Genomic DNA, 12,458 nt, shown 5'->3' with positions numbered 1-12,458 from the left:
CTCTCTTTTTCAGAACTGCGCCGTGACCTGAAAACCGATCGTCACGCATGCCGCAGGAAACCCGGACGGCTTGCAGATCGGCGTGCCGGCAGACAGGTCGTAACCGTAGGCGCCCAGTCGGGTCGCGATGCTGTCCTTCACGCCGATTACCGCGCTCGCCAGTTGCGTGCCGACGAGCGTGACTGGCTGGGGGCCCCACACGCGGCCGTAGTCGATGCCCGCATACACCGCCTGCCCGGTCTGGCCGATCGGCGCATGCAGCTCGTTGCGCCAGTAGAAGCCACGGGAGGTGGCCAGCATCGTCTCCCCGTCGAATCCGCGTACGGTGTAACGGCTGCCGATCGTCAGGTCGTCGATGTAGTACAGCGTGTTGCCCGTGTACTGCCCGTGGAACGTCGTCACGTAGCGGAGCGGTCCGTACGCCGAAGGCGGCGTCACCGCGCCGCCCCGCGTCGCGATTCCGTCAGAACTTATGCCGGATCCCCGCATGCACCATCAACTGCTTCGACGTCGACGACAGATCGGCCGCCCCCGGGATAAGCGCCTGGTCGAGCGACGACCCCGTCGCGTCGCCGGCAACCCGCTGGTACGCGCCCATCAGGTAGACGTCGGTGCGCTTCGACAGGTTGTAGTCGGCCATCAGCCCGATCGAATGGATCTTCGGTTTCGCGCTGCCGGTGGTCGCTTCATAACGCACGGTCGTATACACATACTGCGCGCCCACGAAGAACGCCGGCGTGACCTGGTATTTACCGTTCACTTCGAAGTTCTGGTACTTGATCGCCGTGACCGTGCCGCCCGCGAGCGGCCCGGTGACGGGTTCGATCGTCTCGTCGCCGAACAGGTAGCCGACGTTCGCGGTCGGCCGCGTGACGTTGCTGTTGGTATACGCGAACCCGATCGTCGCGGGCCCTGCCGTGTAATTGACGCCCGCCCCGAAAATCCGCAGCCGCGCCGACGCGAAGTTCGCATCAGCGCCGACCGACCCCGAGCCCGCGATCGCACCGCCGGCCGTCGCGCCCGGGTTGTCCGCGTTCAGGAACGCCGCGCCGACGAGCAGGCCGCCCTGCTCGTACTGCGCACCGACACTCCACTGCCGGTTGTTCGCGAACCCGGTGTCGTTGCTGAAGCTGTACGTGCCGCCGAACGAGAAGCCGGCAAAATCCGGGCTCGCATACTTGACCGTGTTGTTCACGCGGAACGTGTTGCCGGTGTTGTCGTTGTCGAGCGGATGCGAGAACGGATAAGTGCCCCAGCTGCCGTTCGCGGTCGTCGGCGCGAGATAGTCGACGACCGAGTCGTATTGCCGGCCGAGCGTGAGCGTGCCGAAGCGCGTGCTGCCGAGCCCGACGTACGCCTGCCGCCCGAACATGCGGCCGCCCTGCGCGAGCGTGCCGCTGTTCACGTTGAAGCCGCTCTCGATCTGGAACAGCGCGCTGTAGCCGCCGCCGAGATCCTCGGTGCCCTTCAGCCCCCAGCGGCTGCCCTGCGCGAAGCCGCTCGCCATCTGCCAATCACCGTGGCCGCCGACGTTGTTCGTATAGTCGATGCCCGCATCGATCAACCCGTACAACGTGACGCTGCTTTGCGCGAACGCCGGTGCCGCGCACAGTGCCGGCATCGCGATGAAAAACAATCTCCAGTTCATTCGTTTTCCTTATTGATATCGTTATCCCAACCCTTGCGATACGGGTCGGCGCTGCTTACTTCGTGCCGTAGATGTCGAAGTCGAAGTACTTGCGGTTGATCCGCTGATACGTACCGTTCGCGAGAATCGTCGCCAGCGCACGGTTGAATGCATCGCGCAGCTCATTGTCCTGCTTGCGCAGCCCGAGGCCGTCGCCCTGTCCGAAGTACTTCGCATCGTCGATCGCCGCACCGACGAACATGAAATCCTTGCCCTGCGGCTTCTTCAGGAAGCCGTCGCTCGCCGCGATCGACGCCTGGAACGCCGCGTCGAGCCGCCCGCTCACGAGATCGGCATAGACCTGGTCCTGGTTCTGGTACGACTCGATCTGCACGCCGGCCGGCTGCCAGTTCGCGATCGCATAGTCGGCCTGCGCGGAACCCTGCTCGACGCCGACCCGCTTGCCCTTCAGCGACGCGGCCGTCGGCAGCAGCGGCGAACCCTTGCGCGCGACCAGCCGCGCCGGCGCGTTCGAGATCCGGTTCGTGAACGCGATCTGCTGCATGCGCTTCGGCGTGATCGTCATCGACGACGCGATCACGTCGAACTTGCGCGCGAGCAGCCCCGGAATCATCCCGTCGAAACTCGACTCGACCCACACGCAGCGCGCGCGCAGCTCCGCGCACAACGCATTCGTGATGTCGATCCCGAAGCCGGTCAGCGTGCCGTCGGGCTGCTTGTATTCGAGCGGCGGATAGGTGGGATCGACCGCGAGGCGGATCTCCTTGCCCGTCCAGTCGCCCGCATGCGCGGCGCCTGCCACCGTCGTTGCCGTCAGCGCCACCGCGAGCGCCGCCATCCATTGTTTCATTGCCAGTCTCCTTGTTGCCGTCGTTGAAGGTAAATCGGATCGGTCCGGCCGCGCGTCACGCGAGGTAGCGCTCGGCGAGCGCGATCCAGTAGCTCGCGCCCGTCGCGAGGCACGCATCGTTGAAATCGTAGCCGGGGTTGTGCAGCCCGCAGCCTGCCGCGCCGTCGCCGTTGCCGATCGACAGGTAGCTGCCCGGGCACGCGTCGAGCATGAACGCGAAATCCTCGCTCGCCGCGATCGGCCGCAGATGCGGAATCAGCGCATCGTCGCCGCCCCATTCGCGCGCGACATCGCGCGCGAACGCCGTTTCCGCCGCGTGATTCACGAGCACCGGATAACCGTGGCGATAGTCGATCTCGGCCGTCGCGCCATAGCTGTCGGCCTGGCCGTGCACGATCGCGCGAATGCGCCGTTCGAGCAGCGCGCGCACGTCCGGCGACAGCGCCCGCACGCTCAGTTCGAGATCCGCATGCGGCGGAATCACGTTCGATGCGGTGCCCGCGTGGATCGAGCCGGTCGTGACGATCGCCAGTTCCTGCGGATTGACGTTTCGCGACGCGACCGTCTGCAGCGCCATCACGATCGACGCGCAGACGACCACCGGATCGATCGTCGTGTGCGGCGCCGCGCCGTGGCCGCCGCGCCCGGTCACGCGAACACGCACCTCGTCGGCCGACGCCATCGCCGGGCCGTCGCAGAAGCCGAGCACGCCGGCCGGCAGGCCCGGCACGTTGTGCATCGCGAACACGGCATCGCACGGGAACTGCGTAAACAGCCCGTCGTCGAGCATTCGTTTCGCGCCGCCCAGCCCTTCCTCCGCCGGCTGGAAAATCAGGTTCAGCGTGCCGCTGAAGCGCCCGCGCTGCGCGATGCAACGGGCGGCGGCGAGCAGCATCGCCGTATGGCCGTCGTGGCCGCACGCGTGCATCACGCCGTCGTGCCGGCTCGCATGCGGCAGCCCGGTCGTCTCGCGGATCGGCAGCGCATCCATGTCCGCGCGCAGCCCGAGCCGCTTCCCTGCGCCGCGCGTGAGCGTGCCGACCACGCCGGTGCCGCCGAGGCCGCGCGTGACCCGATAACCCCATGTTGTCAGGCAATCGGCGACGAGCCCGCTCGTCGCGTGTTCGTCGAAACCGAGTTCCGGATGGGCATGCAGCCGGCGGCGCAGCGCGATCATCTCCGTCTCGATGGCCGCCATTTCAGGCGGAATGCGTACTCTATCCAACCCCGTTACTCCTTTCCAGGTGCCGCGTGGCGACTGCCGGAGTGGCAGGTCGTGGGCGAGATCGTAGGCAGCGAAAAAGCCGGCGAACAGCCGCAGTTTCGTTATGATGACAACCTTTCGTTGTCGGCTATCACACCCTTTCGCACCCTTTCACACCATGAGCACGATCAAGCTGCATCAGTTGCAGGCGCTCGTCGCGAGCGCGGAGGCCGGGAGCATCCGCGGCGCGGCGCGCACGCTCGGGCTGTCGCAGGCGGCCGTCACGCGTGCGCTGCGCGAGCTGGAGGCCAGCGAGCGCCTGCCGCTGCTGGTGCGCGCGCCGGAAGGCATCGGCTTCACCGAATACGGGAAGACCCTGCTCACGCACGCGAAACTCGTGCTCAAGCAGCTCGAGCATGCGCAAAGCGATCTCGAACGGATGCGCGGGCGCGTCGAGGGGCGGCTGAGCGTCGGCGTCACGCCGTGGCTGACGATGACCTTCCTCGCGGAAACCGTGCTGCAGTTTCGCGAGCGGATGCCCGACGTGCGCCTCGAACTGTACGAAGCGCTGATGGCCGTCGCGCAACCGCTGCTGCGCGACGGCAGCATGGATTTCGCGCTCGGCCACGTGCAGGCCGGCAGCGGCGCGCAGGAGTTCGCGTTCGAGCCGCTGCTGCGCTACGAGACGTCGGTGATGGTGCGCGCCGGGCATCCGCGCGAACGCGCGACGTCGGTGCACGACTTGCTCGATTGCGACTGGGTGCTGAATTCGTCGGCCGACGGCCAGGCCGCGCTCGTCGACTACCTGTTCACGCGGCACGGCGCGCAGATCGACGAGCGGCGCATCGTGCGCGCGCAGTCGGTCGCGATGCTGCAGACGATGCTCGAGCAGGCCGGCATGTGCACGTGGTGCCCGACGATCCTCGCGGCGGTGCCGCCATTCGGCGAGCGGATGCGCGTGCTGTCGCTGAAGGAGACCTTCGAGCCGAGCGAACTCGGCGTCGTCACGCGCCGCAGCAGCACGCTGAGCGACGCCGCGCGCTGCTTCATCGATTGCCTGCTGCAGGTGATCCGGCGGCATGCGCGCTCGGCGCGCAAGGACGATCTCGCGCTGTTCCGCACGCTCTCGCTGCTGATCTGACGCCGATCGCGCGCCGGCATCGGGCACCCCGCCGGCGGCGGCCCTGCGGCATCCGGGCACGACCGGGTATACCTCCGGCACCGCATTGTTCTATACTGCCCCCCAGTATCCGGAAACCACGATCCCATGCCGCATTCCCCCGCAGAGAAAAAACGCGTCCTGACCCGCGTGCGCCGTGTCCGCGGGCAGCTGAATGCGCTCGAGCAGGCGCTCGAGGAAGGCGCCGACTGTGGTCCGGTACTGCAGCAGCTGGCGGCGATCCGCGGCGCGATCAACGGCGTGATGGCCGGCGTGCTCGAAAGCCATCTGCGCGAGGAATTCACCCAGCTCGCGGATGCCCCGCGGCCTGCTTCCGAATCGATCGACGATATCGTGACCCTCGTCCGGTCCTACCTGCGTTGACCGGCGCAGGATCGTCGACGCTCCGCTCCATTCGATGATTTTTTCAACAGGATTGTCATGAAATCACGTGCCGCAGTTGCGTTTGAAGCGGGTAAGCCGCTCCAGATCGTCGAAATCGACGTCGAACCGCCCCGCAAGGGCGAAGTGCTCGTCAAGATCACCCATACCGGTGTCTGTCACACCGACGCCTTCACGCTGTCGGGCGACGATCCCGAAGGCCTCTTCCCGGCCGTGCTGGGTCATGAAGGCGCCGGCATCGTGGTGGAAGTCGGCGAAGGCGTGACCAGCGTCAAACCCGGCGACCACGTCATTCCGCTCTACACCGCCGAATGCGGCGAGTGCCTGTTCTGCAAGAGCGGCAAGACCAACCTGTGCGTGTCGGTGCGCGCCACCCAGGGCAAGGGCGTGATGCCCGACGGCACCACGCGGTTCAGCTACAACGGCCAGCCGGTCTATCACTACATGGGCTGCTCGACGTTCAGCGAATACACCGTCGTCGCCGAAGTGTCGCTCGCGAAGATCAACCCGGACGCGAACCCCGAGCAGGTCTGCCTGCTGGGCTGCGGCGTCACGACGGGCCTCGGCGCGGTGAAGAACACGGCGAAGGTGCAGGAAGGCGATACCGTGGCCGTGTTCGGCCTCGGCGGCATCGGCCTCGCGGTGATCCAGGGCGCGAAGCTCGCGAAGGCCGGCCGCATCATCGCGATCGACACCAACCCCGGCAAGTTCGACCTCGCACGCGTGTTCGGCGCGACCGACTGCGTGAACCCGAAGGATCACGAAAAGCCCATCCAGCAGGTGATCGTCGAAATGACCGGCTGGGGCGTCGACCACAGCTTCGAGTGCATCGGCAACGTCAACGTGATGCGCGCCGCGCTCGAATGCGCGCACCGCGGCTGGGGCCAGTCGGTGGTCATCGGCGTCGCCGGCGCCGGCCAGGAAATCTCGACGCGCCCGTTCCAGCTCGTCACCGGTCGCCGCTGGCTGGGCACGGCATTCGGCGGCGTCAAGGGCCGCTCCGAACTGCCGGGCATGGTCGAGGAAGCGATGGCCGGCACGATCCAGCTGGCACCGTTCGTCACGCACACGAAGCCGCTCACCGGCATCAACGAAGCGTTCGACCTGATGCACGAAGGCAAGTCCATCCGGACCGTCGTGCATTTCTGAACCACACGCGAGGGAGCCGGTTGCCGCAACCGGCCCATTGCGCGAGTGCGCCGGCAAGCCGCGACGCTTAGCCGGCGCGACGCATGCTCCGAACCCCGTCCTCTATCCAGCCGATAACGATCGCCGTTGCGCGATCCGTCGCCCGGCTGTTGTCTCTCAGAAAAGAAGTCCGCAGTCTCAATAAGTTGTCTTTGAATAATTGACTGCAATTCCGTGCGCAAAGGCTGAGACCAGACTCAATTCGCGAAAAGTCATAGTGAATATTTTCCTGAATTGTATTTTGGCGCAATTTTTAATCAAGCCAGCTGTATCATTGTTGCCACGCTGGGGGCGCTTACCGCCCGTTCACGTTTGAGACTCATCCGCGCGAACGCGCCTGGAAAGTCGTTCTCTAACGTCCGCGGAAGAGTGAGGAGGCGTGAACGGTGACTGCGATGTAGGGCCTCGCGAACAAGTTGAAAATGAAGAGGGATGCAGTCCCTGGCCTTTGCCATGGTGCTGGTTGCCTCGGAACCGCAGTCTCAGATGACTCGACTGACGACGAGCGAATGGGCCTGAACAACGGCCTCCAATGAGCGCTTACGCGTTGTGCGTGTAGCCAAAGGTCGACATCGGTTCATTGCGATACCAAAACAGCGTGCTCCGTACGTCTCGGGAGATATCGGTTGCAGCTCGGATGACCCGGAGAGCGTCTCGAAGGTGCTTTTGCACGCTTTCGGAGCCAGCCAAGCTGGCTTACCGTATTGCGGTATACATGGGCCAGCCGTGCGAGTGTTTGCATATCGATATGCAGGGCGGCCGCGAAGCGTCGCGCCGAGACGATCGGGGCGATGTGTTGATGTCCACGCATCCCCCACCGGTCAGTTCTGCGTGGACATCAACAGGCGAGGGGGCAATGGGCATCCGGTTGCGATATGCCGAAAACCAAATGGGAGCGTAAAGCTCCCATTCTTTTGCTCATGCCGGAGCGCCGTTCACTGTCGCGATCGCGAGGGACTTCGACCCGAACCGGACCACGATCCGTGATGACCGTCTTGCCGCTGGCACCGTTGCGTTCGTTGGCTTGCCCGGCTGGCCTGGACTGGCCCGACGGGTAGCCCAGATGCAGATTCATCTCGGCGCCCATCGCCCGTTCGATGATCGCTTTGTTGAACGCCAGCATCAGGTCCTGGACCTCGGTCGGAGTCATCGGCCCCTTGACCAGTTGGTCCAGCAGTTCCTTAGGCAACTCAGGCAGCGGCCCGCGGGCCGCTGCCTGACGCGCTACGGTTTGCCTTTTCCTCTTCATCGACATATCCATGGTTTTTACACCTCATGATATGCCTCGCCCACGAAATCACGGATAGGTCCGACCGCTGCGTTTGACCGAACTACATGTCGATGACCGAAGCTCCACTCACCTTTCCGTCGATGATGTCCTTTCCCTGCTGCCGGGCGGCACGCCTTGCCATACCAAAGTCGGAGTATGTATGCGGTTGGTCCAGCCTGAAAATACGGCTCGCGGCGGAGGTTGCTATCGCGCCCGGGCGGCATATCCGTACCGCGATGTCATACCCTTCGGCGTAACGGGAATGTCCGTCAAAGCGACTGAATGTACGGGCGAAGACGAGGGGATGAAGTTCGTACCCCTTGTAGAGAAGAAGCAGGTGTGTCGACATGTTGGCCCCTCCACAGGGGGCGACTCGCTATACGCTCGAACGAGCTTTTCATTTCCGCCGCCGCAGCCGGCTTAGCAGGTCAAGCGCCACCGTGTCAGCGTCGTTGTTGATCATTTCCGCTCGCAACAGCAGGCCGCCAACACGGACGGCTGCATCCCAACTATCTTCTGTCATTGCCTGATGGTTGCGTGCAAGCTGCTCGGCAAGAGCCAGGAGCGCCGCCATCCTTGCTGACTCGCCAGAAGTCCGGCGCTCCTCCCTCCCGGCAATGAGCCGGAACAGGCCCAGGACGGACTCGGCGGTAACGGAGGGGATAGTCATTCGGACTTTATACGCCCTTTCGGTCCGCCCCGCCCATATATTCACGCTGGCCCCCGAGCCTGCCTAGTACCGCCTCGCATACCCCTCGCGATACAGCGAGGCGCCGATCGACGTCAGAACTGCGATCTCATCCTCACTCAATCGAGTCCATGCCTCCGCCAACCAGCCAGCGAATCCGGCACAAGCATGGTCCAGATCGGCGGCCGCCTTTCCCTCTGCGTTCATCCGCTCGAAGATCATCATCACGTCATGTGGCGTCATAGTCGGCTCCTCGTGAGCTTCCAGCATAGGCGATCGGTGGCGTCCGCCCCTACTCCTTCGCACGCTCGATGTTCGCTCTCCGGCGTGCCCGCAGCCACAAGCCGAAGCCGGCCAGTAGCGGTTCGACCTGTTGTCCTGTTCCGTTGACGTCAACATGCTACGCACATATGGATCGGTTAAGGCGCTACGTGCGCATGTCATTGCCCGCAGCGTCGATGCATCCCCTGAACCGCATCGGTCAGTTGCAGCCATGAGCCGTCGCTGGTCAGCTTCGCTCCAATATCGTCTGAGTGCATGGTCATATCAATTCGCATTCCTACATGATCAGTCGGTCATGAACGGACGGAATGTCCTTTGACTGAGGTGGATTCGGCCGATCGAATGTCATGGTGACGCAGGCAGCCAACGACAGCCGATGGCCGGCTGTTGTCTGCCGCAGCGACGCACGGCATTTGATTCGACGAATGAGCGCTTCAGTCACGACTTTCATGGCCGCAATGGGACTACACTGAAGACGCTATAGCAGGAGGAGACAGCGATGACAGATTCTGACCCCCAAAGCACCTTCCAGGGGCTGCCGCTAACCGCGGAGCAGGACGCGGAAGTGAAACACTACATCAAGGTCCGAACCAGGCGTGGCCTGCCATGGGACACGCCGGAGCTGAGCGCGATGCTCAAGGACATGCTGCTACCCCCGGGTGACGGCAACAGCGATGTCGACTCCCCGGAAGACGAAACTAACGCGGCCGCCGAGCGCGCAACGGCGTCGGTTGACGAAGCGATGGACCCTATCGAGGCGAGCGAGGAGCGGAATGCGGCCATGGAGTCGGAAAGCATGAAAGGACCCAGACGATAAAACCGCAGGCGATGACGCTTGCTTTCCGGTAGCGCCGTATGTGGGGGACCGTGAGGTATTCCGCATGAGTTCGACGTGCATGATTTCAACGCTCGAACGCGTGCCGTCGGCCCCGTGACAAAGAGCAGCGCGACATCTCCGCTGAACACGAGGGGGCCGGATATGCGGCTGATCGAACCGGATGAACACAGAGACTTTCTGGCGACCTTGGAGCGCCGTGGCTTGGCAGAGGGTGATTTCGATCTTCAGGAAACGGATACGACCGACCCGAAGGGTGATGAGAACCTCGGTCTACAGGGCTATGTCACCATCATCAGGCTCTCGACGCGGATTACGAAGGAATACGTGATCGGCGACGAAAGCGACTGGCTACAGCATTTCAGGAAAGATCTCGAAGCAGGTGCCTTCGACCGACTGGAATGATATCCCGACGCGACGCGCCGCACTTGGGAGGAAGTTCGGCTCACGAGAGTCGCGGACTTCGAGGATGCGGAACGCATGCGGCCCGATCTGGCGGTGATGAGCCCGTTGGAGGGCGTGCTTGCTGCCTTGGTCCGTGGCCCTCCAAGGATGGCCATCCTCTCGACCGACCTTCGACACCGCGTCAGCCTGCTTTGGCAGCAGCATGTATTGCCGTCGGCCTCGATCCCGGCGACGCCCCGATTGCTCGGGCGGCTGGCGTGCCACCCGAATTTCAATTCATCGACGCGGGGAGATCGTCGACCAAATGCGCGTCGAGCCATTCGTGCGCCCAGTTTTTCGCAAAGGCAATCGCACCCTCGCGCACGTCGAAGCCAGCCAGATCTCCGCTCAGTTGAACGTCGCACTCACTGCCGTCTGCACGATCGATGCTGATCCGCGCGTGTGCCATGTATTCCCCGTCGGCCCTGCGCGGTGTCGGGTCGATATGGAATCGGTTTGAGTCGAGTTGCATTTTCCTTCCTCCTTCAGTTGCTGCGGGGCCCGTGGCCACCGCGAAGCGTATCGTCGCGACCAGAACAGTCAAAGCTTGAGGAGTGCCATGATCCGGCCTGCTTCCTGGTCCGATTCGCAGCTCGCCATTCCGCCTTTGCACAACAGCGCGCGGATCGAGAAAAACATCAGGAAGGCATCCTCATCGATTTCATGACGACGATCGAGAATGACGCCGTCCATCTCGGCACGAGCGTCATACGGCAGGAACTGTTCGATGACACCAGAACCATCGCGTCGAATCCATTTCAACAGGTCTTTCCTGTTCATATCCAGCCTCCCGACGTTACCGGCGCGCCATGCGCCAGGCGTGTTTGAGTCTGGGGCGGCGCCGCGGACGCAGAAACAGGATGGACCGAGGAAGAGATCAGGACGCGTTATCCAACACGCTCGTGTCCTGTAGACATGCATCGATCAGGCGCTTCGCATACGCAGCCGATACGCGGCGCGCTCGTCCGCATTGCGCGGTTTCGATGAGAGGCCCGATCACGTTCGGAGGGGGGCGCCTTGAGTGGCGCGGGAATCGGTAGCGAGTCAGTCAGCAAATCCATCCTACGCCCATTGGCGAACTTGTACAGCGAAAGTTCTGCGCGAACCGCCGCATGGCATGCCGCCCCGATTGGGCGCGGGACGGACCGGCTCAGCCGCGTGTGAACAATCGCCGATACGCGGGGAAATGGTGCCCTGACGGTATCGTCGAAATTTCAATTAGACATTCGAAGCAAATCAAAAACACGGAGCCAAGGGTATACAACCGGGGCGAGCCTCGCCGATCGTGGCGTGTTCTTGCGCTGCCACCCGAAATGCTCCGACCGAAACAGCTTGACAGGGTGTTTGGCCCCGCGTAGGGTGGGTGTCTGAAGCCTTCAAGAAGCGCGATTGCTGCTCATCACTGACCGCGGAACGCGGTATTCGTTGTCCTCTCCCTCCTTGATCCTTTTTCGTGCCCCCCTATCGGGGCGCATACATTTGTCCAATATCAGGAGAATTTCCATGGATACCGGTACCGTCAAGTGGTTCAACGACAACAAGGGTTTTGGCTTCATCACGCCTGACAGCGGCGGCGATGATCTGTTCGCGCACTTCTCGGAGATTCGCGGCGATGGCTTCAAGACGCTGGCCGAAGGTCAAAAGGTCAGCTACGAGACGAAGCACGGGCCCAAGGGTCTGCAGGCCTCGAACATCGTTCCTCAGTAATCCACATCATTCGTCGGTCCTGCGTGCAAGATCGGCCCCGCAGTCATCGTCGGGGATCTTTCGCATCCGCCGCAGGCGCCGACAGTCCTGCTTCGGCTACCGTTTCGCCTCAAGACGTACACCCCAAGGAAGAAAGTGGGGGATGCCGCGCATCCGGTGGCGAACGATCGGACGGCTCATTCATCGTGGGCTCGCGATCGACGCATACAGAGGTAACTTTGACCAAGAGTCAATTGCGCAACAAAAGATCACTCGCGAGACCACGGCGCGCCACGGATTTGCCGGTGCTCGGCGCGGCGCTGAACTGGGTGCCACCGAAGGCACCCTCTGCGCCCGCCAAATCGAGCGAGACGAAGCGCTCCACCGAGACGCGATAACGAGACACGTTAACGCCCGGACGAGGTGCGGCCCGCATGTCGCGTTGGTACGCGCCCCCACGCATACGCGTTTTCGATATTTGCACTGAAACCGCTCACTGTCGGGGACCGGATCTCCGCACGCCGCTGCGATTGCGGCGCGTCACATTGATTGGAGAAATTGATTTGGCAAAGGAAGAGTTACTGGAATTGGACGGCGTCGTGGATGAGGTGCTCCCGGACAGCAGGTTTCGCGTTACCCTGGAAAACGGCGCGGTCGTTGCGGCGTACGCATCGGGCCGCATGCGCAAACACCGCATTCGTATTCTCGCCGGCGACCGGGTCACGCTGGAATTGTCGGTCTATGACCTCACCAAAGGGCGTATCAATTTCCGGCACAAAGACGAACGGGCTTCGCCCGGTGT

16 protein-coding genes and 3 pseudogenes are annotated in these 12,458 nt (G+C 63.3%); 7 read left to right on the top strand and 12 right to left on the bottom strand.

Going from position 1 to position 12,458, the window contains the following annotated elements:
- Positions 1-9: 9 nt before the first annotated feature.
- From DIE16_RS23285 to DIE16_RS23270, 4 genes and pseudogenes are all read right to left on the bottom strand, one after another.
- Positions 10-423, bottom strand: a pseudogene (locus DIE16_RS23285) (ShlB/FhaC/HecB family hemolysin secretion/activation protein); the annotation flags it as partial.
- Positions 424-463: 40 nt separating this feature from the next.
- The gene (locus DIE16_RS23280; protein WP_124893485.1) at positions 464-1,648 is read right to left on the bottom strand and encodes a porin; all 1,185 of its coding nucleotides are present in this window, start codon (positions 1,646-1,648) and stop codon (positions 464-466) included.
- A gap of 55 nt (positions 1,649-1,703) precedes the next feature.
- The gene (locus DIE16_RS23275; RefSeq protein WP_124893484.1) at positions 1,704-2,498 is read right to left on the bottom strand and encodes an ABC transporter substrate-binding protein; all 795 of its coding nucleotides are present in this window, start codon (positions 2,496-2,498) and stop codon (positions 1,704-1,706) included.
- Between the two features lie 55 nt (positions 2,499-2,553).
- Positions 2,554-3,723, bottom strand: a complete 1,170-nt coding sequence (locus DIE16_RS23270) for a M20 aminoacylase family protein (RefSeq protein WP_124893483.1) — start codon at positions 3,721-3,723, stop codon at positions 2,554-2,556.
- A gap of 157 nt (positions 3,724-3,880) precedes the next feature.
- Between DIE16_RS23270 and DIE16_RS23265 the strand changes: the two genes are divergently transcribed.
- From DIE16_RS23265 to DIE16_RS23255, 3 genes are all read left to right on the top strand, one after another.
- Complete coding sequence (locus DIE16_RS23265; RefSeq protein WP_124487303.1) at positions 3,881-4,843, top strand: LysR substrate-binding domain-containing protein; 963 nt, start codon at positions 3,881-3,883, stop codon at positions 4,841-4,843.
- 126 nt (positions 4,844-4,969) lie between these two features.
- Positions 4,970-5,245, top strand: a complete 276-nt coding sequence (gene frmR, locus DIE16_RS23260) for a formaldehyde-responsive transcriptional repressor FrmR (RefSeq protein ID WP_124519886.1) — start codon at positions 4,970-4,972, stop codon at positions 5,243-5,245.
- A 57-nt stretch (positions 5,246-5,302) separates the two neighbouring features.
- Positions 5,303-6,412 (top strand): S-(hydroxymethyl)glutathione dehydrogenase/class III alcohol dehydrogenase, encoded by a 1,110-nt coding sequence (locus DIE16_RS23255; RefSeq protein WP_124487304.1) that lies wholly within the window; start codon positions 5,303-5,305, stop codon positions 6,410-6,412.
- Between the two features lie 594 nt (positions 6,413-7,006).
- On the opposite strand, the pseudogene DIE16_RS37235 reads toward DIE16_RS23255, so the two are convergent.
- The 5 genes and pseudogenes from DIE16_RS37235 to DIE16_RS23230 form a co-directional block, all read right to left on the bottom strand.
- A pseudogene (locus DIE16_RS37235) lies at positions 7,007-7,244 on the bottom strand (DUF2384 domain-containing protein); the annotation flags it as partial.
- 147 nt (positions 7,245-7,391) lie between these two features.
- A pseudogene (locus DIE16_RS23245) lies at positions 7,392-7,700 on the bottom strand (transposase); the annotation flags it as partial.
- An 82-nt stretch (positions 7,701-7,782) separates the two neighbouring features.
- Positions 7,783-8,070 carry a hypothetical protein gene (locus DIE16_RS23240; RefSeq protein ID WP_124893482.1) on the bottom strand — a complete coding sequence of 96 codons (288 nt, stop codon included), beginning with the start codon at positions 8,068-8,070 and terminating at the stop codon, positions 7,783-7,785.
- A 48-nt stretch (positions 8,071-8,118) separates the two neighbouring features.
- Entirely contained in the window at positions 8,119-8,391 is a 273-nt protein-coding gene (locus DIE16_RS23235) for a hypothetical protein (RefSeq protein WP_059684828.1), read from the bottom strand.
- A 63-nt stretch (positions 8,392-8,454) separates the two neighbouring features.
- Positions 8,455-8,652 carry a hypothetical protein gene (locus DIE16_RS23230; RefSeq protein WP_124666629.1) on the bottom strand — a complete coding sequence of 66 codons (198 nt, stop codon included), beginning with the start codon at positions 8,650-8,652 and terminating at the stop codon, positions 8,455-8,457.
- Between the two features lie 538 nt (positions 8,653-9,190).
- Between DIE16_RS23230 and DIE16_RS23220 the strand changes: the two genes are divergently transcribed.
- Both DIE16_RS23220 and DIE16_RS23215 read left to right on the top strand, forming a co-directional pair.
- Positions 9,191-9,508 carry a hypothetical protein gene (locus tag DIE16_RS23220; RefSeq protein ID WP_124666628.1) on the top strand — a complete coding sequence of 106 codons (318 nt, stop codon included), beginning with the start codon at positions 9,191-9,193 and terminating at the stop codon, positions 9,506-9,508.
- Positions 9,509-9,670: 162 nt separating this feature from the next.
- Positions 9,671-9,931, top strand: coding sequence for a transcriptional regulator (locus tag DIE16_RS23215; protein ID WP_124666670.1), 261 nt, complete (start codon positions 9,671-9,673; stop codon positions 9,929-9,931).
- A 271-nt stretch (positions 9,932-10,202) separates the two neighbouring features.
- On the opposite strand, the gene DIE16_RS23205 is transcribed toward DIE16_RS23215, so the two are convergent.
- Both DIE16_RS23205 and DIE16_RS23200 read right to left on the bottom strand, forming a co-directional pair.
- Complete coding sequence (locus DIE16_RS23205) at positions 10,203-10,442, bottom strand: hypothetical protein (protein ID WP_124893480.1); 240 nt, start codon at positions 10,440-10,442, stop codon at positions 10,203-10,205.
- Positions 10,443-10,510: 68 nt separating this feature from the next.
- Positions 10,511-10,750, bottom strand: a complete 240-nt coding sequence (locus DIE16_RS23200) for a hypothetical protein (RefSeq protein ID WP_124893479.1) — start codon at positions 10,748-10,750, stop codon at positions 10,511-10,513.
- Positions 10,751-11,473: 723 nt separating this feature from the next.
- Between DIE16_RS23200 and DIE16_RS23195 the strand changes: the two genes are divergently transcribed.
- Positions 11,474-11,677 (top strand): cold-shock protein, encoded by a 204-nt coding sequence (locus DIE16_RS23195; protein ID WP_012339004.1) that lies wholly within the window; start codon positions 11,474-11,476, stop codon positions 11,675-11,677.
- 229 nt (positions 11,678-11,906) lie between these two features.
- Here DIE16_RS23195 and DIE16_RS36705 read toward each other — a convergent pair whose 3' ends face one another.
- Positions 11,907-12,062, bottom strand: a complete 156-nt coding sequence (locus DIE16_RS36705) for a hypothetical protein (RefSeq protein WP_185733755.1) — start codon at positions 12,060-12,062, stop codon at positions 11,907-11,909.
- 157 nt (positions 12,063-12,219) lie between these two features.
- Here DIE16_RS36705 and infA point away from each other — a divergent pair.
- On the top strand, positions 12,220-12,458 hold a 239-nt coding region (gene infA / locus DIE16_RS23190; RefSeq protein ID WP_124893478.1), incomplete at its 3' end, for a translation initiation factor IF-1.

The organism is Burkholderia sp. Bp9090, from assembly GCF_003857985.1.
Taxonomy (GTDB): domain Bacteria; phylum Pseudomonadota; class Gammaproteobacteria; order Burkholderiales; family Burkholderiaceae; genus Burkholderia.
The sequence above is the reverse complement of the archived record's forward strand: the minus strand, read 5'-3'. Positions and strand labels throughout refer to the sequence as shown.